Annotated in this window: 18 protein-coding genes and 2 pseudogenes; 9 read left to right on the forward strand and 11 right to left on the reverse strand. The window is 69.6% G+C overall.

From position 1 onward, the window contains the following. Positions 1 to 170: 170 nt before the first annotated feature. Positions 171 to 1064 (reverse strand): S1 family serine peptidase, encoded by an 894-nt coding sequence (locus ACWD3C_RS44580; RefSeq protein WP_451153856.1) that lies wholly within the window; start codon positions 1062 to 1064, stop codon positions 171 to 173. Between the two features lie 247 nt (positions 1065 to 1311). On the opposite strand from ACWD3C_RS44580, the gene ACWD3C_RS44585 reads away from it, so the two are divergent. Next, positions 1312 to 2172: a hypothetical protein gene (locus ACWD3C_RS44585; protein WP_451153858.1), complete on the forward strand. Its 861-nt coding sequence runs from the start codon at positions 1312 to 1314 to the stop codon at positions 2170 to 2172. Positions 2173 to 2206: 34 nt separating this feature from the next. On the opposite strand, the gene ACWD3C_RS44590 is transcribed toward ACWD3C_RS44585, so the two are convergent. Then, positions 2207 to 2413 carry a hypothetical protein gene (locus ACWD3C_RS44590; RefSeq protein ID WP_451153860.1) on the reverse strand — a complete coding sequence of 69 codons (207 nt, stop codon included), beginning with the start codon at positions 2411 to 2413 and terminating at the stop codon, positions 2207 to 2209. A gap of 170 nt (positions 2414 to 2583) precedes the next feature. On the opposite strand from ACWD3C_RS44590, the gene ACWD3C_RS44595 reads away from it, so the two are divergent. From ACWD3C_RS44595 to ACWD3C_RS44605, 3 genes and pseudogenes are all read left to right on the forward strand, one after another. Next, the gene (locus ACWD3C_RS44595; protein WP_451153862.1) at positions 2584 to 3021 is read left to right on the forward strand and encodes a MarR family winged helix-turn-helix transcriptional regulator; all 438 of its coding nucleotides are present in this window, start codon (positions 2584 to 2586) and stop codon (positions 3019 to 3021) included. A gap of 92 nt (positions 3022 to 3113) precedes the next feature. Continuing rightward, positions 3114 to 5484: pseudogene (locus tag ACWD3C_RS44600) on the forward strand (MFS transporter). Between the two features lie 152 nt (positions 5485 to 5636). Continuing rightward, complete coding sequence (locus tag ACWD3C_RS44605; RefSeq protein ID WP_451153864.1) at positions 5637 to 6110, forward strand: PPOX class F420-dependent oxidoreductase; 474 nt, start codon at positions 5637 to 5639, stop codon at positions 6108 to 6110. Between the two features lie 180 nt (positions 6111 to 6290). Here the strand turns inward: ACWD3C_RS44605 and ACWD3C_RS44610 are convergent, their stop codons facing one another. The 8 genes and pseudogenes from ACWD3C_RS44610 to ACWD3C_RS44645 all read right to left on the reverse strand — a co-directional run bounded on the left by ACWD3C_RS44610 (position 6291) and on the right by ACWD3C_RS44645 (position 15649). Further along, positions 6291 to 7073 (reverse strand): TetR/AcrR family transcriptional regulator, encoded by a 783-nt coding sequence (locus ACWD3C_RS44610; RefSeq protein ID WP_451153866.1) that lies wholly within the window; start codon positions 7071 to 7073, stop codon positions 6291 to 6293. A 128-nt stretch (positions 7074 to 7201) separates the two neighbouring features. Continuing rightward, a pseudogene (locus ACWD3C_RS44615) lies at positions 7202 to 7609 on the reverse strand (MFS transporter); the annotation flags it as partial. A gap of 135 nt (positions 7610 to 7744) precedes the next feature. After that, on the reverse strand, positions 7745 to 9955 hold the full coding sequence (locus ACWD3C_RS44620) for an ArnT family glycosyltransferase (RefSeq protein WP_451153868.1): 2211 nt from the start codon (positions 9953 to 9955) through the stop codon (positions 7745 to 7747). Next, a complete protein-coding gene (locus ACWD3C_RS44625) occupies positions 9952 to 11406 on the reverse strand; it encodes a glycosyltransferase (protein ID WP_451153870.1) in 1455 nt (484 codons plus the stop codon). Before ACWD3C_RS44625 ends, ACWD3C_RS44620 begins: the two co-directional genes overlap by 4 nt. A gap of 14 nt (positions 11407 to 11420) precedes the next feature. Beyond that, positions 11421 to 13103, reverse strand: coding sequence for a sensor histidine kinase (locus ACWD3C_RS44630; protein WP_451153872.1), 1683 nt, complete (start codon positions 13101 to 13103; stop codon positions 11421 to 11423). Further along, a complete protein-coding gene (locus ACWD3C_RS44635) occupies positions 13100 to 13840 on the reverse strand; it encodes a response regulator transcription factor (RefSeq protein WP_451153874.1) in 741 nt (246 codons plus the stop codon). The genes ACWD3C_RS44630 and ACWD3C_RS44635 overlap by 4 nt, the downstream gene beginning before the upstream one ends. A 337-nt stretch (positions 13841 to 14177) precedes the next feature. Next, entirely contained in the window at positions 14178 to 15080 is a 903-nt protein-coding gene (locus ACWD3C_RS44640; RefSeq protein WP_451153876.1) for a DUF2797 domain-containing protein, read from the reverse strand. Positions 15081 to 15178: 98 nt separating this feature from the next. Then, the gene (locus ACWD3C_RS44645) at positions 15179 to 15649 is read right to left on the reverse strand and encodes an HGxxPAAW family protein (RefSeq protein ID WP_451153878.1); all 471 of its coding nucleotides are present in this window, start codon (positions 15647 to 15649) and stop codon (positions 15179 to 15181) included. A 142-nt stretch (positions 15650 to 15791) separates the two neighbouring features. Between ACWD3C_RS44645 and ACWD3C_RS44650 the strand changes: the two genes are divergently transcribed. The 3 genes from ACWD3C_RS44650 to ACWD3C_RS44660 all read left to right on the forward strand — a co-directional run bounded on the left by ACWD3C_RS44650 (position 15792) and on the right by ACWD3C_RS44660 (position 17689). Beyond that, entirely contained in the window at positions 15792 to 16283 is a 492-nt protein-coding gene (locus ACWD3C_RS44650; protein ID WP_451153880.1) for a MarR family winged helix-turn-helix transcriptional regulator, read from the forward strand. Between the two features lie 151 nt (positions 16284 to 16434). After that, positions 16435 to 17034, forward strand: a complete 600-nt coding sequence (locus ACWD3C_RS44655; RefSeq protein ID WP_451153882.1) for a GtrA family protein — start codon at positions 16435 to 16437, stop codon at positions 17032 to 17034. A gap of 256 nt (positions 17035 to 17290) precedes the next feature. Further along, positions 17291 to 17689 (forward strand): pyridoxamine 5'-phosphate oxidase family protein, encoded by a 399-nt coding sequence (locus tag ACWD3C_RS44660; RefSeq protein WP_451153884.1) that lies wholly within the window; start codon positions 17291 to 17293, stop codon positions 17687 to 17689. Positions 17690 to 18049: 360 nt separating this feature from the next. Here the strand turns inward: ACWD3C_RS44660 and ACWD3C_RS44665 are convergent, their stop codons facing one another. Continuing rightward, positions 18050 to 18448: a nuclear transport factor 2 family protein gene (locus tag ACWD3C_RS44665; RefSeq protein ID WP_451153886.1), complete on the reverse strand. Its 399-nt coding sequence runs from the start codon at positions 18446 to 18448 to the stop codon at positions 18050 to 18052. A gap of 96 nt (positions 18449 to 18544) precedes the next feature. Here ACWD3C_RS44665 and ACWD3C_RS44670 point away from each other — a divergent pair, with 96 nt between their 5' ends. Further along, positions 18545 to 18913, forward strand: coding sequence for a winged helix-turn-helix transcriptional regulator (locus ACWD3C_RS44670; RefSeq protein ID WP_451153888.1), 369 nt, complete (start codon positions 18545 to 18547; stop codon positions 18911 to 18913). Between the two features lie 359 nt (positions 18914 to 19272). After that, the gene (locus tag ACWD3C_RS44675) at positions 19273 to 19533 is read left to right on the forward strand and encodes a hypothetical protein (protein WP_451153890.1); all 261 of its coding nucleotides are present in this window, start codon (positions 19273 to 19275) and stop codon (positions 19531 to 19533) included. Positions 19534 to 20561 lie beyond the last annotated feature (1028 nt).

The following is a 20561-nucleotide window of genomic DNA, read 5'->3' on the forward strand; positions in this document are numbered from 1 at the left end:
TGGCGGTGCCCGACTCGGAAGCGTGAACACTTCGGGCCGAAGTGTTCACGCTTCCGCGACAGCCCCCACCCGCACTGGATTCGCCAACAGCATCCCTGAGGGGCGCGGGGCCGTGACATCACCCGGCACCACCCGACAACACCCGTCTGTCCGGCGGAGCGGATAACGGATCAGCGGTCGAGCAGACTCTTGATCTTCTTCCCCTTCCGGGACTCGCCCAGCGTGTTCCACAGCTTGGCGGAGCCGGTGTACGTGTAGACCCCCGGAGCACCCTGCTCGGCGCACCCGTTGCCGTACGACACGATGCCGAGCTGGAACACGCCCTGCCGCCCCTTCAGCTTGCGGAAGATCGGGCCGCCGCTGTCGCCCTGGCAGGAGTCCTTGCCCTCGACGCCCGCGCACATGTTGACCTTCTTGTCGTACTCCGGGTACGCGGCCTTGCACTCGATGTGCGACACGATCGGGACCTTCACCGCGTGGATCCGGTCCGGGAAGGACGGCACCTCGGTGTTGGTGTTGCCCCAGCCGATGACGGTGGCCTTGGCGCCCGGGCGGATCAGCGCGTCCGTGCCCGCGGTCGGCAGGTTGACCGGGGCTTTGCCGTTGACGGGCTTCTTCAGCACCAGGAACGCGACGTCGTACGCGAACTCGCCCTTGGCGTAGCGAGGGTGGACGACGATCTCACTGACGTTGCGCAGCTGGCCCTGCTTCTTCTTCGACAGCACGGTCCGGCCGACGACGGTCTCGATCTGCTTGGGCTTCGCGTCCTCGACGCAGTGCGCGGCCGTCATCACGACGAACGAGTCGAGCAGACTGCCGCCGCAGAACTGCCGGTCGGCCGGGTTGCCGGTGCCCTTCGACAGCAGCGCGGCCATGAACGGGTACGAGCCGTTGGGCTTCGCGACGCCGCCGATGATGAGGGCGCCCGGGCGGTCGCGGTCCGACGGACTCGCGGCGTTGGCCGTCCCGACGGACGTCGCGGCGAGCCCGAGTGCGGCGCCGGCCGCGACCACGGCGAAGGTGATCCGCCGGGCCGTCGCTCTGCGGGCGGTGGAAAGGCGCATGGGGGGTGTCTCCATTCTCCGACAGCAACCACCCCGCGGCGGGCGCCCCCGAACGCCTCAACGAACCCGAAGGGCAAGGGAGTCGCCCGACCGAGGTGGCATGGCGTGCTGTCAGACGGGAGTTTGCGGGCCGGGGTTCACTCACGTCGACATCCGCAACAGGATGCTCACAGGTACCGCCTCCACGCCCCCGGACAACGCCCTCCCTCCTCTTTCTATTTGACATACCGTCAGCCACACTGGCGCGATGCGCCGAGCGACGTGGATACGTGGCCGTCGGGGCGCCGTTGCGGGTGTCTCGACCGTTCTCGTGTGCCTGGGCGGGGTGTTGGCGGCCTGCGGCGGGGGCGGCAGCGGCGGGGACGGCTACGTCGCCGTGGGGTCCGGCGGTAACTCGCCGCCCGGGGCCGCGGTGGCACCCACGGGGGACGTGACCTTCGTACCCCTGGAAGAGGCGGCCCCACCGAAGCCCGCGCAGCCCGCGGGCCCTGACAGAGACACGGGCAACGCGTCCGGCTCACCCGGGAGTTCGCGGCCGAACACATCCGGCACGGACGGCACGCTCGGCACGGCAACGCCCGACTCCGACGCGGGGCTCTCCGAATCGCCGGGGGACGAGAGCACGGACGGCACGGAGGGCACAGACAGCACGGAGAGCGCAGAGAGCGCAGAAAACACAGAGGACGCAGAGGGCACGGACAGCACCGAGCCAGGCCGTACGACGACGACGACGCCGGGTTCGCCCACCCCGTCCGCGCCCTCCGGCAGGCCCCCGGCACCGGGGAGTACGGCACCGCCCGGCCCCGCGAAGCTGACCGTGGGCACCCCGGAGCGGGAGCCCGCCGAGGAGCGGTGGTGCGAGAAGGTGACCGTGGAGTTCCGCAACACCGGGGGCACCGCGGTGCGTTCGGGCACGGTGACGTTCGGGACGCACATCATCGGCGCACTCGGGATCGACTGGGCGACGATCGAGTCCACCGAGGACTTGCCCGTGCCGATCGCCCCCGGCGCGGCCCGCACGGAAACCTGGACGGTGTGCGTCGACGCGTGGCGCGTGCCCTTGGGCATGCACATCGAGACGCGGGACGTGACCGTCCAGTGGAAGTGACCGCCCCGCGGGGGCGGTGTCCGTCAGAAGCGCCCTAGCCCAGCGCGAGCCACGCGACCGCGACGACGAGCGCCACGGCGGCGACGACGCCGACAATGAGCCCGACACGGGGGCCGGAGGAGGACGCGGCGGCCTGGTGGGGAGCGGCTCCCTGCGGGGCGCCCTCGTCCACGAACGCTCGGAACATCTGGGTGCTGCCCGCGGGGTCGTAGTTGCCCTGGGGGACCTGGTTGTCAGCCATGCCCACGGACCCTAGCGAACGCGGGGCGGGACACCCAAGCGGGGGCCCAAACCGGACACCCGACTTCCTCTTTGCCAAGCCTTTGGCCCCGCACGCCCCATTTAGTTTGCCTGTAGCAACCAATAACATCTATGGTTGCCCTAAGCAACAAAGCTCAGCTGGGAGGTGCGATGGCCGAGAGGGCGCAGTACGAGGAGCTGGGCCGTCAGCTCAGTGCCGTCGGAGCCGTGAAGCGGGACATGGGGCGGAACCTGCCGCACGACTGCCCGCCGGGGTCGGCCGGTGTGCTGTCGCTGCTCGGCCGGCACGGCGACATGCGGATGAGCAGGCTCGCGGAGCTGCTCGCCGTGGACATGTCGGTGACGAGCCGCCATGTCGCCCACGCCGCCGGACGCGGCTGGATCGAGCGGCTCCCCGACCCGGCGGACAAGCGCTCCCGGATCCTGCGCCTCACCCCCGCGGGCCGGACCCTGCTCGACGAACTCCACGTGCGGATCGCGCGGTTGCTCGCCGACCGGCTGAGCGACTGGTCCGACGACGAGGTCGGCCTGCTCATCCACCTCCTGATCCGTCTGCGCGAGAGCTTCGGCGACTGCGAACGCAAGTAGAAAAGGAAGTCATGGCTACGACCACACCGGCCGGTGTGCGGGCTCACGCCAAGCGTGGAGGAGGCGCCCACGGCCCCTCCGACGGCGCTCCGATGACGCACCGGCAGATCATGGAGGCGCTCTCCGGGCTGCTGCTCGGCATGTTCGTGGCGATCCTGTCGTCCACGATCGTCTCCAACGCGCTGCCCGACATCATCAAGGACCTGGGCGGCGGACAGAGCGCCTACACCTGGGTGGTCACCGCGTCGCTCCTCGCGATGACCGCGTCCACCCCGCTGTGGGGCAAGCTCGCCGACCTCTTCTCCAAGAAGCTGCTGATCCAGCTGGCCCTCGTCGTCTTCGTGGCGGGCTCGGCGGCGGCCGGCCTGTCGCAGAACGCGGGCACGCTCATCACATTCCGCGCCGTACAAGGCATCGGCATGGGCGGGCTGTCGTCGCTGGCCCAGATCATCCTGGCCGCGATGATCTCCCCGCGCGAGCGCGGCCGCTACAACGGCTACCTCGGCGCCACCTTCGCCACCGCGATGGTCGGCGGTCCGCTGATCGGCGGTGTCATCACCGACACCAGCTGGCTCGGCTGGCGCTGGTGCTTCTACGTCGGCGTGCCCTTCGCCGTCGTCGCGCTCGTCGTGCTCCAGCGGACCCTGCACCTGCCCGTCGCCAAGCGCAAGGCCAAGGTCAAGGTCGACTGGGCGGGCGCCTTCTTCATCACCGCCGCGGTCTGCCTGCTGCTGATCTGGGTGACCTTCGCCGGTGACAAGTACGACTGGCTGTCCTGGCAGACGTACGCGATGACCGGCGGCGCGCTCGCGCTGCTCCTCGTCTTCGTCCTCGTCGAGTCGAGGGCGAGCGAGCCGATCATCCCGCTGCGGCTGTTCCGCAACCGCACGATCACCCTCGCCTCCCTGGCCTCCCTCTGCGTCGGCATCGCGATGTTCGCGGGCACGATCTTCTTCAGCCAGTACTTCCAGCTGGCCCGGGACAAGTCGCCGACCATGTCCGGCGTCATGACCATCCCGATGATCGTCGGCCTGTTCGTCTCGTCCACCGTCTCCGGGCGGATCATCACCCGTACCGGCCGCTGGAAGGCCTGGCTGGTCGCGGGCGGCGTACTGGTGACGGCCGGGCTCGGCCTGCTGGGCACGATCCGCTACGACACCGAGTACTGGCACGTCGCCGTCTTCATGGCCCTGCTCGGCCTCGGCGTCGGCATGATGATGCAGAACCTGGTCCTCGCCACGCAGAACCAGGTCGACCCGAGCGACCTCGGCGCCGCCAGCTCGGTGGTCAACTTCTTCCGCTCCCTCGGCGGCGCCATGGGCGTCTCCGCACTCGGCGCGGTCCTCAGCCACCGGATCACGCACTACGCGGAGGAGGGCCTCGCGAGCCTCGGCGTCGGGAGTTCGTCGATGGGCCACGGGGAGATCCCCGACCTCGACTCGCTGCCCGGCCCGGTCCGCACGGTCGTCGAGAGCGCGTACGGCCACGGAGTCGCCGACGTGTTCCTGTACGCCGCCCCGATCGCACTGCTCGCGCTGCTCTTCGCCCTCTTCATCAAGGAGGTTCCGTTGAAGACGAAGGGGGCGCTGGCGCAAGCGGCTTCGGAGGAGAGCGCCTCGGAGGTTCCCGTCGCTGCGCTGAACGAGACCCCTCCGGCATCCGGTGGCGGCGGGGTCCCGGTCAGGAGCCATGTCCGGGGCGCCGAGAACCCGCCGTCCCGCAGGCCGCCGTCACACTGACCCCCCTCGGTGGCCGGCAGCTCGGCCGCTCGGTCTCGCAGGCCGACGGTTCGTACGCGGCGGACGCGCCCGGCGCGGGTTCGTACGTCCTGATCGCGGCCGCCGACGGGTTCCGGCCACAGGCGTCCACGATCGTCGTGAACGGCGAGCCGATGAGCGTACGACGTCCTGCTGAGCGGTACGAGCGGGCTGAGCGGTTCGAGTGGGCTAAGCGGAACGAATGGGCTGAGCGGAGTGGTGCGTACGGCCGAGGCGGGCGTGCCGGTCAAGACGCGTGGTCGTCGTGACGGACGTGCGCGGCGAGGTGCTGGCCACCGGAAACACCGGTGAGCAGGGCGAGTTCGCCTTCGGGGAGCTGGTGCCGGGTACCGTCACCGTCGCCGTGAACGCCACCGGGTACCGGCCGCGTGCCCTGCCCGTCGAGATCGACGGCACCGGCGTCACCCGGATCGAGGCCGGCCTCGACGCGGGCGCCCGGGTCCAGGGCGTCGTACGGGCACCCGGCGGTCCGCTCGGCGACGCCCGCGTCACCCTGGTCGACGCGGCGGGCAACCTGGTCGGCACCGCCACCACGGGTACGGATGGCGCGTACGCCTTCACCGACCTGGACGGCGGCGAGTACACCGTCATCGCCACGGGCTGCCCGCCGGTGGCGATGGCCCTGACGATCACGGGTACGGGTGTGGACGACCACGACATCGAACTGGCCCACCCCGGCGAGTAGTCCAGGTGCTGCGGGCCGAGGCCGACGCGGACGGTGCCGTACGGGACACGACCGGTCGACCTCACCCTGTCCTACCTCGGCGCAGGGGTGAAGGGCGAGGGTGGGCCCGACAGGGTCAGGTTCCCTGGGCGTTCAAGCTCTAGGCTGCCCCCATGGCTCCCCAGATCGCGACCAACACCTCCGTCTCCGTCGACGAGCTGCTCGACTTCGTACGGCCCCGTCACCGCGCCATCCTGCTCACCCGCCGTGCCGACGGCAGCCCCCAGGGTTCGCCTCTGACCTGCGGTGTCGACGGCTCCGGGCGCATTGTCGTCTCCACCTATCCCGAGCGGGCCAAGACTCGCAATGCCAAGCGGGACGAGCGCGTCAGCGTCATCGTGCTGAGCGATGACTGGAACGGGCCGTGGGTTCAGATCGACGGCACCGCCGAGGTCATCGACACGCCCGACTCCGTCGAGCCGCTCGTGGAGTACTACCGCAACATTGCGGGTGAGCATCCTGACTGGGACGAGTACCGCGAGGCCATGGTCAAGCAAGGCAAGTCGATCATTCGGATCACGCCGGTGCGGTGGGGGCCGGTGGCAACGGGTGGGTTTCCGGCGCGGCTCGCTTCTCCGGGGGAGTGATTCGCCCCCGCCGCCCCTACCCGTCCCATCCTCCAGGGGCTCTGCCCCTTCGACCCCGCCGGTAGGGGGTGGGCAGTGTGGGTTGTCGCCGGGCTGCGGGTTGGTTGTGGCTGGTCGCGCCCACGCGGCGGAGCCGCATATCGATACAGCCCCGCGCCCCTTACGGGGCGTGGGCCACGCTCAGCCGAAACGGACCACCATCGCCTCGATTCCCGCGACCAACAGGTCCAGCGCGAACGCGAAGTCCCGTTCCCGCATCTCCTCCACCGTGTCGCCGCCCCGGGCCTGCATCAGTTCGGCCGACCGCTGTATGACCGCGCTCAGGCCGGGCGCCTCGGTGACCGCGGTCATGGCGTGGCGGAAGTAGTCGTCCTGGCTCATCCCGGCGGCCGAGCAACGCTCGATGAAGTGGCCCTCGACCGTGCCGAAGCCGTACACGAACTGGAAGACGGCGGAGATGGCACCGGTCTGCCCGTGCAGCGGCAGCCCCGTGTTGCGGATGACCTGCTGGACACGGAGGGAGAAGGCCATGGAGTGGGGGCCGATGTTGAGGAAGTTGCCGATGAGGGGGGACACCCACGGGTGCCGGACCAGCAGGGCCCGGTACCCGGAGGCGAGCGCCCGAAGCTGCTCCCTCCAGTCCGCACCCGGCTCCGGCCCTGATTCCGTCTCGATGTCAGGCAGCTCCAGTTCTCCGAACACCGCGTCGAGCGCCAGCTCCAGCAGATCGTCCTTGGTGTCGACGTACCAGTACACCGACATCGCCGTGACGTTCAGCTCGGCGGCCAGCCGGCGCATGGAGAACTTGGTCAGCCCCTCCGCGTCGAGGAGCCGTACGGTCGTCCCGATGATGCGCTCCCGGTCCAGCCCGGACGGCTGACCCCCGCGCCCCGCCCGCGACTTGCCCTCCAGCCACACACTGGCCCTCGCCGGACGCCCGCCCCGGTCGGCTGCCCTCACCATGGCCCCCTCCCTCGACACTCCACCCGACGTGAACGATGCTAGGCGCCCCGCGCCCTGAGGGGCGCGGGGAACGGCGCGATCAACCACAAACAACCCAAAGCCGCACAACCACCCTTCCAGCCGAGCTCTCAGGCGCCCCCCAACCCCGAATCCACCTTCTCCGCCCTGCGCAACAACCCGGCCGCCACCAACCCCCCGAGCAACACAGCCCCCGCCCCCACCAACTGACTCGCCGACAAGCCGGAGGCATACGCGTCAGTGATCCGCCCCCTCTCCTCCGCCGACCCCGCCGACGCGAGCGCCGCGGGCAGAGAGGTCGCCGCGACCGGAATCAGCGCGGCGAAACGGGAGTTGAGGACGGCCCCCAGTACGGCCACGCCCAGCCCGTCCCCGAACTCCGCCAACGTGCCGTTGATACCCGCGCCCACCCCCGCCTTCTCCCTCGGGATCGCGCTCATGATGGCGTGCGCCATGGCCGGGTTGGCGATGGCGCAGCCCGCGCCGATGAGAAGGAGCCCCAGCAGGGTTCCCCCGTACTCTGGGGGGTCGGTGATATGCCATACACCGTAGAACGGTGCCTATACGCCGTACAGCGCCATTCCGTACGCCGTGCAACGCGAAAGGTGGCGGCCCAGGTCGTCCCCGGGCCACCACCTCCGTGAAGCGAACCGTCAGCTGGAGCCGCCGACCGGCTGAGTCAGGTCGTAGAACGTCGCGTCGCCGACCGTCACCGCCTCGAAGTTCTCCTGGACCCATTCGCTGATCTGGGAGGACGTGCCGGAGTCGCCGCCACGGCCGCCCATGCCGCCGCCCGCGATGAAGTAGTGGATCTCGCCTTCCTCCACGTACTGCTGGAACTCGGTGAGGGTCGGGGACGGGTCGGTGCCGTTGAAGCCGCCGATGGCCATGACCGGCTCCTCGGTGGCGAGCTGGTAGCTCGCGGCGTTCTGGGCGCCGATGGCCGCGGCGGCCCAGGTGTAGTCACCGGAGTCCGCCTCCAGCAGTTCCTTGGCCTCGTCGCTGACGCTGGCGCCGTTGAGGAGACCGCCCATGCCGCCGCCACCGCCGCCCGTGCCGCCACCGTCACCGCCACGGGTCGTACCGCCGGGCTGGTTCTGGGTGCTGCCGTTGCCGTCCTGCTGGCCCTGCTGGTTCTGGCCGGGCATACCGCCGCCGGGGAAGCCGCCCGTCGGAGGCTGGCCCATCTGACCACCCTGCTGCCCCTGCCCCTGCCCCTGCCCCTGCCCCTGGCCCTGGCCCTGGCCCTGGCCCTGCATACCGCCACCACCGCCAGGACCGCCGCCCATGCCACCGCCGCCGCCACCGGGACCCCCGCCCCGGCCGCCCGCGACCGACGGACCGGCCGTCACGATCGACCCGGTGTGGCCCTCGTTCAACGTCGTCAACGTGTACGCCGTCGGCCCCGCCACTCCGGTGACCAGGCTCAACCCGACCACACCCAGGGCCAGTCGACGTCCGAGCCTGGTCACGAAGACCAGCCCCAGCGCGGCGACCAGACCGCCGACCAGCACCAGCCACTTCAGCCAGGGCAGGTAGTCGGAGGAGCGGTCGAGGAGGACGTACCCCCAGACGGCGGTGGCCGTCATGGCGCCGGCCAGTACGAACGGCACCCAGACCGCCTTGTCGCGCTGCTCCCACAGCAGGGCCGCGCCCATGCCGATCAGCGGCGTGATGTAGGGGGCGAGGGCGACGGTGTAGTACTCGTGGAAGATGCCCTGCATAAAGCTGAAGATCACCATGGTGATCAGCAGCGAGCCGCCCCAGAGGAGGAAGGCCGCGCGGGTCGTGTCCGTTCGCTTGGCCTTGCGCGTCAGCCAGAGGGCCGCGGCCAGCAGCACCAGCGCCGCCGGGATCAGCCAGGAGATCTGGCCGCCGATGTTCGAGCTGAACATGCGGTCCCAGCCGGTCTCGCCCCAGCCGCCGCCCTGGCCGCCGCCGACGCTGCCGGTCTCCTCGCCGTTGATGCGGCCGAGACCGTTGTAGCCGAAGGTCAGTTCAAGGAAGGAGTTGTTCTGGGAGCCGCCGATGTAGGGGCGGGAGGACGCCGGCCACAGCTCGACGATCGCGACCCACCAGCCACCGGCCACGACCACCGCGAGCCCGGCGAGCAGCACCTGGCCGACGCGCTTCCTCAGCGAAGCGGGTGCGAGGACCACGTACAACAGGGCGAGAACCGGCAGGATCAGGAAGGCCTGGAGGGTCTTCACCAGGAAGGCGAAGCCGATCGCCGTACCCGCCCACAGCAGCCACTTCGTCTGGGCCTTCTCCAGCGCGCGCAGCGTGCAGTAGACCGCGGCGGCCATCAGCAGCGCGAGGGCCGCGTCCGGGTTGTTGAAGCGGAACATCAGGGCGGCGACGGGCGTGAGCGCGAAGACCGCCATGGTGATGAAGCCGGCGGTGGCGCTGAACCGGCGGCGCACGGAGGCGTACAGCACGCCCGCCGTGGCGACGGCCATCAGGACCTGCGGGAACAGGATCGCGAAGGAGTTGAGCCCGAAGATCCGTACCGACAGCGCCATCGGCCACAGCGAGGCCGGGGGCTTGTCGACGGTGATGGCGTTGGAGGAGTCCAGCGAGCCGAAGAAGAACGCCTTCCAGGACTGGCTGCCCGCCTGGACGGCCGCCGAGTAGAAGGAGTTGGCGTATCCGGAGGCCGTGAGGTTCCAGGTGTACAGCGCGCCGATCACCAGCAGCGCGGCGAGGAACGCGGGCCGCACCCAGCGGTGGTCCTCGGGCCGCCCTCTCCACGGCCTCCGCCCGACGGGCTGCTTGGGTTCGCCGGCGCCGGGGGCCGCGACGGGCTCCTGTACGGCGGCAGTGGTCATCGTCGTCGTCATCGTCGGGGGCGTCGTCGGGGTCATCGTGCGTTCCTCGAATCGTGATCGTGCGGGCGCACCGGCTGCAGCTGCATGGTCGCGTCCCCCCAGGTGCGGTCCGCGACGTCAACGGCGCGGAACTGGGTTGTCGTGTACGGGGATGAGGGCGCCGTCGCGTACTCGGCGACGCGGATTCCCCCGGTGGAGGTCGAGTAGGTGGGCGAGGCCACGACGGTGGAACCCGTGGGCGTCTCGTCCCGCCGGTCCGGGAACACCCACGCCCGGAAGAGCAGGAACCGCAGCACCGTCGCCGCGAGGTTGGCGGCGATGAGGACCGCCAGTTCCGTGGAGTGCGCGGGGTCGGACGTCGCCGCGTTGAGGGCGGCGAGCGAACCGCTGGTGAGGGCCAGGCCGATGCCGAACACCGCCAGGCCCTGCGCCTGATGCCGTACGGCACCGGCCCGGCCGCGCACCCCGAAGGTGAGGCGCCGGTTGGCCGCCGTGTTGGCGACCGCCGAGAGGAGCAGGGCGAGCGCGTTGGCGACCTGCGAGCCCGTGAACGTACGGAAGCCGCTGTAGAGAAGGAGATAGAAGAGCGTGGACAGGCCGCCGACCACGCAGAAGCCGACCAGCTGGCGGGCGAGGCCGCGTGGCACGTCCTGGATCTCGCGGTCGCGCGGGTCGTCGCCGAACGGGCGGACGAGGCGGTCGAGCGGCAGGGAGCCGGTGGTGAGGGCCCTGCCGACCCGCCAGACGCCCTTGAGGTCGTCGGTCGCCGTCTTCACGAGGTGCACGGTGGAGTCGGGGTCGTCGACCCAGTCGACCGGGACCTCGTGGATACGGAGCCCGGCCCGCTCGGCGAGGACCAGCATCTCGGTGTCGAAGAACCAGCCGGTGTCCTCCACCAGCGGCAGCAGCACTTGAGCCACGTCCCTGCGGATCGCCTTGAAGCCGCACTGGGCGTCCGAGAAGCGGGCCTGGAGCGAGCCGCGCAGGATGAGGTTGTAGGCGCGGCTGATGAACTCCCGCTTGGGGCCGCGCACCACCCGGGAGGTCCGGGCGAGCCGGGAGCCGATCGCCAGGTCCGAGTGACCGGAGATCAGCGGCGCCACCAGCGGGAGCAGCGCGTTGAGGTCGGTGGACAGGTCGACGTCCATGTAGGCGAGGACCGGCGCGTCGGACGCGTACCACACCGTCCGCAGGGCCTGCCCGCGCCCCTTCTGCTCCAGCCGGAAGTTGGTGACCTCCGGTATCGCCGCCTCCAGCCGCGCGGCCACCTGAGGGGTGGTGTCCGTGGACGCGTTGTCCGCGATGGTGATGCGGAACGCGTAGGGGAAGGTACGCGTGAGGTGGTCATACAGTCTGCGGACGCACGGCTGGAGGTCCTTCTCCTCGTTGTAGACGGGGATCACTACGTCCAGGACAGGCGTTTCGGCACGTCCGGCCGGGAGGTGCTCCCGCGCCGGCAGATCGCCGGGAGAAGAGTCGGTTCGCATGGGAACGACTCTGGTCAGGCCCCCTGTCGCACCCGTGTGGTGGCGCTGTGCTGTGCCTGTGAGTCCAGTTGCCAGTTTGTTTCCGGCGCGGGGGCGGGCAGTTCGGGGCCGAGCGCGGGCAGGCGCACGGTTAACACGGTCATGCCGGGCACGCTGTCGACGGTCACTGCACCGCCGTGCGCCGCCGCCACGGCGTGCACGATGGCCAGCCCGAGGCCGGTCGAGCCGGAGGCACGGGAGCGCGACGAATCGCCTCGCGCGAACCGTTCGAAGACCCGCGGCAGCAACTCCTGCCGAATGCCCGGCCCGTCGTCCCGCACGTCCACGCACAGCCACGGCCCGCGCCGCTGCACGCGCGCGGTGACGGTCGTACCGGGGGGTGTGTGCGTACGGGCGTTGGCGAGCAGGTTGACGAGGACCTGCTGCAGGCGCGCCGCGTCCGCCGACACGAGCGCGGGCTCGTCGGGCAGGTCGAGGCGCCAGTTGTGGTCCCGGCCCGCCGCGCGCGCATCGCTGACGGTGTCCACGACGAGGGGTACGAGGTCGGTCTGCTCGAACTGGAGGGGGCGCCCGGCGTCGAGGCGGGCGAGCAGGAGCAGATCCTCGACGAGGAGGGTCATACGGCCGGACTCGGACTCGATGCGCCCCAGGGCGTGCCGGGTGTCGGGCCCGATTTCCTCGCGCCCGCGTCTCGTCAGCTCGGCGTAACCGCGGATGGACGCGAGCGGCGTACGCAGCTCATGACTGGCGTCCGCCACGAACTGCCGTACGCGCGTCTCGCTCCGCTGCCGCGCGTGCAGGGCTCCGTGGACGTGGTCGAGCATTCTGTTGAGCGCGGCCCCGACCTGTCCGACCTCGGTGTGCGGGTCGGTCTCGGACTCGGGGACCCGCTCGTCGAGGGTCACCTCGCCGGTGTGCAGGGGGAGTTCGGAGACACGGGTGGCGGTGGCGGCGACCCTGCGGAGGGGGCGCAGGGCCAGGCCGACGATCACGGAACCTGCGATGCCCGCCGCAACCAGGCCGACGCCGGTGACGCTGACCTCGACGAGGATGAGGGTGTCGAGGGTGCTGGAGACCTCGGTGGTGGGCAGGGCCACGTAGTAGGAACCGTTGGGGCCGTTCCGGTACTCGACGCGGTACTCGCCCAGCCCCGTGATGGTCACGGTGTGCGGCTCGTCGTCCTGGGGCACCTCAGCCAGCTCGGTCATCTGGGCGGCGGAGAGCGCGTACGCCGTGGCGTCCGTGACCCCGCTGTCGTCCGTCGAGGCCTTGCTGTACATGCCGTCGGTGATGGTGCCGGTCTCGACCTTCGCGGCGATGGTGCCGATCACCTGCCCCGGGCCCCGAGTGACGAACTCCGAGAGGTCGGGCTCCTTGCTCTGTGTCTCGGGCTCGCCGGGCGCGGGCGGCATGCCCTCCGGCATGCCGCCGGGACCGCCGCCCGCCGCGCGCCCCACCGCCTCACTGAGCGAGCTGTCCAACTGATCGTACAGATGCTCGCGGAGCGCGATCGTGGTCACCGCACCGATGACCGTGCACACCACCGCGATGAGCGCCACCGCGGAGACGACGAGCCGCGTACGCAGGGTGCGCGGCTTACGTCCCCGCCTCTGCTTGCTCTGCGCATTGCCCTGCGCGTTGCTCCGCACATTGCTCTGCGCATTGCGCCGCGCACGCGGCCGTCGTCGCTCACTCATGACGCGGCGGGCTTGATCAGGTAACCGGCACCGCGCCGGGTGTGGATCATCGGCTCCCGGCCCGCGTCGATCTTCCGCCGCAGGTAGGAGATGTACAGCTCGACGACATTGGCCTGACCGCCGAAGTCGTACGACCACACGCGGTCCAGGATCTGCGCCTTGCTGAGCACGCGCCGCGGGTTGCGCATGAGGAAGCGCAGCAACTCGAACTCGGTCGCGGTGAGGTGGATGCTCGCCCCGCCGCGCGACACCTCGTGGCTGTCCTCGTCGAGGGTGAGATCCCCGACGACCAGCACGGAGTCCGAGCGCCGGTCGGCCGCACCGGAGCGCCGGATGAGGCCGCGCAGCCGTGCGACGACTTCTTCGAGGCTGAACGGCTTGGTGACGTAGTCGTCGCCACCGGCGGTCAGGCCCGCGATACGGTCCTCGACCGCGTCCTTGGCGGTGAGGAAGAGAACCGGCACGTCGGGCAGTTCGCGTCGCAGCCGCCCGAGGACGGCCAGCCCGTCCATGTCCGGCAGCATCATGTCGAGGACGACGGCATCGGGCCGGAACTCCCGGGCGGCCTGCACCGCACCCTGTCCGTCACCCGCGCTACGGATCTGCCAGCCTTCGTAGCGAAGGGCCATGGACAGCAGTTCGGTGATCGACAGCTCGTCGTCCACCACAAGCACTCGGACGGGGCTCCCGTCCGGCCTCAGCAGTTCGGTGCGCCCCTGGGGCGAGGTCGTGGTCATAGCCTCCACGATGTCGGTCAGCTCTGAGAGGACGCTTTCGGGAACCTGTGATTTTTCTGAGAAACGCACAGGTGTCTCTCAGGGAACGCCTGGGAGACCATCGGGGTTGGGGGTTGGGGGAGAACCTCGCGCTGTGAGGGTTCGCTGAGTGGGTTCGCTGAGAGGGCGCTGTACGTCGGCGGGGTGCCGGCGAGGTCAGCAGGCCCGGGGCCTCGGCCCTCATGGCCGCAACGAACCCGACGGGCGCCTTCAATTGATCGATTGATCGCTCATGTCGCCGCTCCCCCCATCCGTTTCCCCATCCCATCCCATCCCATCCGCTCCCCTCACCGCCCTCTCAGAAAAGCCCACTCTGGACAGCCCCAGTTCCCCTCAACTCCCTTACTGGCACGGTGAGTACGTCCCCTTCCCCACCGCCTTCCCCACCGCCGTCGCCGGCGGCGGCAACAAGCTCCCACCCGGTCATCAACCGCGTGTCGAGGACGACGACCCCACGCCCGGTGGCCAGATGCAGATCGGGCCCGGCGACGGCGAGCACCTCGCCGCCCACGACCCCGCCCGCGGCCAGCTCGCTCACCACCCCGCTCGCGGCCGGCAGCCCGGCGAGCCCGAACACGTCGGCGTGGTCGACCGGTTGGCACGGCATCCGCTCCAACGACTCCGGCCAGCCGTCGAGCGCCACCGCGCGGGCGTGGAGCTCGATTAGCTCGGCCGCCCGGTCCTCGTCGGCCGCCGGCAAGGCAGCCCGTACGACCCGCTTGTCGGCGTACGGAATCCGGTCCGGCACCTTGAGCGCGGCCCGCAGCACCTCCTCCGCGCGCCGGGCGGCCATCAGCGGCCCTCGCCCCAGCCAGCTGAAGGAGACGGCCCCCTGCTCCAACAGCCGCGCCGAGCCCCGCTCGACCGCGGTGATGCCCACCTTGACCATGCCGGGCCCGAACCACGCGAGGTACACGTGGTACGGCCGCGGATCGTCCGCAATGGTGTCGGCGGCCACGGAGTGCGCCCGGTCCAGCCGCGCGCACTCCTCACACCGCGCCCCCGTGCTCCGCCCCGGCACGCCCGCCCGCACCGGACACGGATGCCCCCGCGCACCCACACACGTCCGCTCGCTCCCCGTCATCACTCCAAAGGCCACCCTCTTCCCCCGTGGCAGAGCACTCCTCCGCCCGCCTTCCCACACCAACCGCGGCTCCGCGCCGACCCACCGCAGCCCCGCACATCTCCACGCCCGTGCCATCCCTCACGAGATTAGGGGGCCCCACTGACAACGCCCCTGACCAGGCACAACGCGGCCACCGGCACAGGTCGGCCGACAGCCTCGGCGGAGACGGGGCCCTACTCGGCAGACTCGGAACCCTCCTCGGAGGAGACGGCCGACGGAACCGCAGACGTGACAACAGGAGCCGTGACATCAGGAGCCGTGACGACACTAGCCGTGACATCAGGCGAGACGACAGACGCAGCCGCGACGGCAGACGACGAAGACCGCCTCCCCTGCCCCCACTCCCTCCCCCTCCCCGCCAACCGACACCCAAGACACCCCGGATGACCTTCCCTCACCGCCAGATCCCGCACCCGCCACCCCCACTGCTCCCTCGGCCGCCGCCCCGACGGCTTGCCCCACCCGGCGAGGTGCAGCGCCCAGGTGACCAGCAGGCTCACCACCCCGATCCCGAGCCCACCCACCACCACCGCGGCCGACGCCGTACACACGCCCAGCCCCACCACCACGCCCCCGACGCTCGCGACCCCGAAACCGGTCCATCCTGCGAGCGTGTGCCCGTGGTCATACTGATGTGCACTCACGTGCCTGCCTCCCTCATGGGCAGCGGAACTCCACCGTCGAAGAAGGGACCGAGGAAGCCTCACCCAATCCCTCACCACCTAAGAAATTTACTAGATAAACCTCTCATGATCTAAACCTCTCACGATCTAAGGCAATCCCCACATGCAAGCCAAGCCGCGCCCCACCGCCACCCCGGCCGAGGCGCTGTCGGCAATGGACTCCCTCATCGCGGCCCACCTGCTCGGCCAGCAGGAGATGGCCCAGCGACTGGGCCTGAACGTCACCGACCTGCTCTGCTTCGCCTGCGTCCTGAAGGCGGGCGACAACCTCCTCACGGCAGGCGACCTGGCAGAACATGCCCACGTCACGACGGGCGCGATGACGGGCATCCTCAACCGCCTCGAACGCGGCGGCTTCATCACCCGCCGCCCCGACCCGACCGACCGCCGCCGCGTCCGCGTCGCCGCCGTCCCGTCCGCGGTCACCCGCGTCGAGACGCTCTACGGCCCCTACTACGCCCGCCTCAACGAACTCTTCGCCGACTACTCCCCCGACGAAATCGCCGTACTCACCGACTGGTTCACGCGTACGACGGGGCTGGCCCAGGCCTACATCGACGAACTCCGCGATCAGGACGTCCAGGACGGCGCCTGAGGTCGGTGCCCCGACCCCGTTGGTAGGGCTGGCTCCACCCTCGGTTGGGGAGGCTGCCTCCTCGTGCGGAGGAGCGGGCGACGGGATCGTGGAACCCGGCTGATCAGAGGTTCAGCAGAGGTTCAACGGTCCCCGCCCGGAAGGAACTCCCATGACGCCGCCGCTCTCACCGAAGCCGACCCAGGCGCATGAGACGCGGCACACAGACGAACCGACGACGACCGGGAGCGACACGCACCACCCCTCTGCCCCTGCCCCGCCCGGCCCTCTCGCCTCCTTCGTACGCTTCGTCGTGTGCGGGGGCGGAGTGGGCCTCGCCTCCAGCGCCGCGGTACCACTGCTGGCCACGCTGATGCCCTGGGCAGCGGCGAATGCGCTGGTCACCGTCGCCTCGACCATCCTCTGCACCGAACTCCACGCCCTGTTCACCTTCGGCGCCGGCCGCCGTCCCGGCCGGCGCCAGCACCTCCAGTCCGCGAGCTCGGCCACGGCCGCCTACGTGGCGACGTCCGCCGCGGTCCTTGCGCTCCACGCGGTCCAGCCGTCGCCCGACCTGCTCTGGGAGCAGACCGTCTACCTGACCGCCTCCGGCCTCGCGGGCATCGGACGCTTCCTGGTGCTACGGCTGCTCGTCTTCACGGCTGACCGGAAGACCGAGACGGCCACGCTGGTGAAGTTCCCGGCACAGGACCGCGAGACGGAAGGATCGGCAGGGTCGGCCACCGCGCTCCACTGCTGTGCGGCGGCCTGACCCGAGCACGCGTCGAGCGGGAAAGACGTAAACGCCTCGCTGCACGACCCCAAACGCCAGAGGCCCCGGATCTCTCCGGGGCCTCTGACCTGTGCGCACTCGGCAGGATTCGAACCTGCAACCCTCTGATCCGTAGCTCTATGTGGATCGGTCGGTGGCGGTCATACCGGTTGCGCTGCGGCTTCGAGGGCCGCTGACGGACGGGGGCGGTGGCTGGGGTTGCTGTACTTCGTTGCTGTACGACAGCCTTCGCTGCATGGACGTGAACGAGTTCTTGTCCCGCCCCTTGGTGGCACGCGTGGCGACCAACGGCCCTGAGGTCCGGCCAGTGTGGTTCCTCTGGGAGGACGGCGCGTTCTGGTGGCTTACCGGCTCCTACTCGCGGATGGAGCAGCTTCTTGCCAAGGGATCGCGGGTCGCGCTGGTGGTCGATACATGTGACCTGTCCACGGGGGCAGTGCACTCTGTGACGTGCCAAGGCGTCGCGGAGGTTGTGCCGCTCGACCGGGCCAAGGCGGTCCGGAAGTTGACCCGCTACCTCGGCCCTGAGGACCTGTGGCCAGTGCGCTTCTCCGCTCCGCTGGATGACCCTGCGACCAGGATGATTCGGTTCACGCCCGATCGTTCACCTCGCCTGCAAGATCGATCCTGGTGACAGCACGGTGGCCGACGCACGTTTTCCAACTGGGTTGGTGGGGTGGTGGGCTGTGCGCAGGGGCGTTCACGTGGGTTCATGGGTTGCTGGCCGGTGGGCCAGGCCTGGCTTACGGTCTCGGCTGAATGCCTGTGAACGGGGCTGATTGAGACGCAAAGCGAGACGGGCCACGGCCGAGGTGCTCGTGCCGATCATGTAGTGGTCGACTGGTCCTGCTCGCCGCCATCCGGGCGGTTTCCGTGTTCGGAACGGCCGGTGTTGGGCGGTGCGTCACGCATCAGGCTTCAGCCTCCCCACAACACCGGCCACTTCACTGCGTTGGGCGGCAGCTCCAACGACTCCGTCGCGGCGGTCCAGTGTTCAGCCGGCACCCCAGAAGGCGTCCTCGGCCTGCTGGTCGGCGGAGAACAGCCACACCTCCGCGATCTTGTCGCCCTCGACCCTCAGCACGTCGACCCCGTCCATCGACATCTCATTACCGGCGCGCTTGGCCGAGAAGTGGACAGGGATCGCGACCAGCGCGCCGTTGACCATGGCGTCGCCGGTCAGTCGCAGTTCGAAGGTCCCCTCGGTGGCGGCCATCTGGGCGGCGAACATCTCGCCCACCTCGGCCCCGCCGCTGTAGGTGCCGGAGACCGCGTTGTCGCCGGGCTGGTGCCACACGATGTCGTCCGCGAACAGGCCTGCGACCGCGGCGAAGTCCTTGGCGGACACCGCGTCGACGTAGCGGCCGGTGACGGCGAGCGTGTTCGACTCCATGGTGATGCTCTCCTTCGTCGAGTTCTTGCTGCTGGAGCCCTATACTCACCATCGGTAACCAGTCACCTCAACGTAACCAATGGGTCGGTGTGACGCATGCCACAGCATCCGGATTTCAACGTGATGACCGCGACCTGCCCCTCCCGCACGTCGCTGGCCCGTATCGCCAACAAGTGGACCGCCATGGTCGTCATCGCACTCAGCAGCGGCAGGATGCGCTTCCGCGACCTGCGGACCACCGTCGACGGCATCAGCGCCAAGGTCCTCACCGACACCCTGCGGGACCTCGAACGCGACGGCCTCGTCACCCGCCACGTCTACGCCGAGGTGCCGCCCCGGGTCGAGTACGAGCTGACCTCGCTGGGACGCACGCTGCACATGCCCTTGGAGGCACTGGGCCGCTGGGCCGAGGAGCACATCGAAGAGGTGCTCGCGGCGCGTGAGGAGTACGACACCCGCCGCTGACCTCTCAAGGAAAGGACCGGGAGAGAAGGCCGGCCCCGGGCAAGCCAGGAGCCGTTGATGGCTGGCGCTCTCAGCTTGGGAAACTAAGGACATCTAGGGCTTGCTCCGGGGCTGACCTGCAGCGGAGCGGTGTCGACGCCTGGTGGGCGGTCGACTGGTTCCCCGTGGTTCCCCGCACGATCTGGCACGCATCTGGCACGTCCGTCCTCGGCCTCGCCGATCGTGGGCGCCCTCGGCCCAGCGATCGGGCCTCGGAACAAGTTGGCGGGCCGCTCTCATGTTGATGAAAGGCGTGATGCCCGAGGTTCCCTTCGCCGATCGAGCACGTGGCGGGTATGCGGCAGACTGCCGTTATGGGGATGGCAAGGGCAGTGATGATGCTGGTCTTCGTGCTCGGGTTGACCTCCGCTATTGGGAAAGCGCGTAAGGGCCAGTGGTGGGCGGCCGGCGCGGTCTTCCTTCCCTCCCTCGGCATGGTGGTGATGCCGCTTGGCGGCGTGGAGCGGCGGAGCGCGTCGCTCTTCTGGCTGGGATGCCTGTTCGTGGCGGCCGACTTCGGCACGGAGGCCTTGGGCTATTGGAGAACTCGAACTCTTGGCAGGGAGCAGGTGGGCCATTGAGGGAGCGACGCGTCGAGGTTGGTAGAGCTCAATGGGCGAGTCAACGGACAAAAAGATCTTGCAACGGCCCCTACCAGATAAATCGGTCAGGGGCCGTTGCGCTGCGTGCCGCCCATGGGTGAGCAGTTCCCGCTGCTCCGCGCCCGACCGGGCACGACCGGGACACGGTGACTTCTCATCCGTAGCTCTACAGAGATCGGTCACTGGAGGCCATACAGGCTGTCGGAAGGGTCGCGACAGCTGATGTTGGGCACTGGCGGTTGCTGGGGTTGCTGTACGTTGCTGCTGTACTTCGAGCGCGTGCAGGGGGGCGGCAATGGATGAACGTACGTTCGCGATCATGGAAACCATGAGGTCTGCGCAAGCGGACAAGATGGTCCGAGCCGTGAAGAAAGAAGTTGAGGCCAAGCCCGACATCTCCGGCAGTGAGGTCTTGGTCCTGCTTGAAGGATTGGCCCACGAGGCTCAGGAGCGTGCCACCGAGGCCATGGCGGAGACCGAGCCCGATCGGGATACGTGCGCCAGGTGCGGACAGCCCATCGAAACGGCCTCCGGGAACAGGGAACGCTGGCTTCACAGCTCTGATCGGAGCCGTGGCTGCCGGGCAGCCACCTTCGACCCAGAGAACGGCTGGAACGACGAGATCCCGAGGTCATGGATGGCTACCCCCAGTAGGCCTCGCTCCTGACGAACAGTTGAGGACTCCTACGCGCGGAGTCTCCGGCGAACACACAACGGGCCCACACGCTTTCCAAGTCTGTTGGTGGGTTACGGAGCGTCGTTCAGGGCCGTTCACCTGCGTTCATAGGGGGTTGGCGGCCCGCGTCGTGCCTGCTACGGAACGCGACTGAACGCTCCTGGACGCAGATGAATGAGGTCTTCTCGGCAACGTGATAGTTGCGGTGTGTGACGAGGTGCGGGTGCCCGCTCGCGGCCTAGGAGCGTGTCTCAGTAACCGGCAACCCGCTTGCGGTTCGTGATCATTCATGCGGGATGATCTCGGTATGCGTGATGGGGATGGGCTGTTC

This window comes from Streptomyces sp. NPDC002845, from assembly GCF_053591955.1.

Excerpts from the sequence above, each read along its gene's own strand:
- ACWD3C_RS44580 (WP_451153856.1), bottom strand. The coding sequence starts at position 1,064 with ATGCGCCTTTCCACCGCCCGCAGAGCGACGGCCCGGCGGATCACCTTC.
- ACWD3C_RS44585 (WP_451153858.1), top strand. The coding sequence starts at position 1,312 with ATGCGCCGAGCGACGTGGATACGTGGCCGTCGGGGCGCCGTTGCGGGT.
- ACWD3C_RS44590 (WP_451153860.1), bottom strand. The coding sequence starts at position 2,413 with ATGGCTGACAACCAGGTCCCCCAGGGCAACTACGACCCCGCGGGCAGC.
- ACWD3C_RS44595 (WP_451153862.1), top strand. The coding sequence starts at position 2,584 with ATGGCCGAGAGGGCGCAGTACGAGGAGCTGGGCCGTCAGCTCAGTGCC.
- ACWD3C_RS44605 (WP_451153864.1), top strand. The coding sequence starts at position 5,637 with ATGGCTCCCCAGATCGCGACCAACACCTCCGTCTCCGTCGACGAGCTG.
- ACWD3C_RS44610 (WP_451153866.1), bottom strand. The coding sequence starts at position 7,073 with ATGGTGAGGGCAGCCGACCGGGGCGGGCGTCCGGCGAGGGCCAGTGTG.
- ACWD3C_RS44620 (WP_451153868.1), bottom strand. The coding sequence starts at position 9,955 with ATGACCCCGACGACGCCCCCGACGATGACGACGACGATGACCACTGCC.
- ACWD3C_RS44625 (WP_451153870.1), bottom strand. The coding sequence starts at position 11,406 with ATGCGAACCGACTCTTCTCCCGGCGATCTGCCGGCGCGGGAGCACCTC.
- ACWD3C_RS44630 (WP_451153872.1), bottom strand. The coding sequence starts at position 13,103 with ATGAGTGAGCGACGACGGCCGCGTGCGCGGCGCAATGCGCAGAGCAAT.
- ACWD3C_RS44635 (WP_451153874.1), bottom strand. The coding sequence starts at position 13,840 with ATGACCACGACCTCGCCCCAGGGGCGCACCGAACTGCTGAGGCCGGAC.
- ACWD3C_RS44640 (WP_451153876.1), bottom strand. The coding sequence starts at position 15,080 with ATGGCACGGGCGTGGAGATGTGCGGGGCTGCGGTGGGTCGGCGCGGAG.
- ACWD3C_RS44650 (WP_451153880.1), top strand. The coding sequence starts at position 15,792 with ATGCAAGCCAAGCCGCGCCCCACCGCCACCCCGGCCGAGGCGCTGTCG.
- ACWD3C_RS44655 (WP_451153882.1), top strand. The coding sequence starts at position 16,435 with ATGACGCCGCCGCTCTCACCGAAGCCGACCCAGGCGCATGAGACGCGG.
- ACWD3C_RS44660 (WP_451153884.1), top strand. The coding sequence starts at position 17,291 with ATGGACGTGAACGAGTTCTTGTCCCGCCCCTTGGTGGCACGCGTGGCG.
- ACWD3C_RS44665 (WP_451153886.1), bottom strand. The coding sequence starts at position 18,448 with ATGGAGTCGAACACGCTCGCCGTCACCGGCCGCTACGTCGACGCGGTG.
- ACWD3C_RS44670 (WP_451153888.1), top strand. The coding sequence starts at position 18,545 with ATGCCACAGCATCCGGATTTCAACGTGATGACCGCGACCTGCCCCTCC.
- ACWD3C_RS44675 (WP_451153890.1), top strand. The coding sequence starts at position 19,273 with ATGGCAAGGGCAGTGATGATGCTGGTCTTCGTGCTCGGGTTGACCTCC.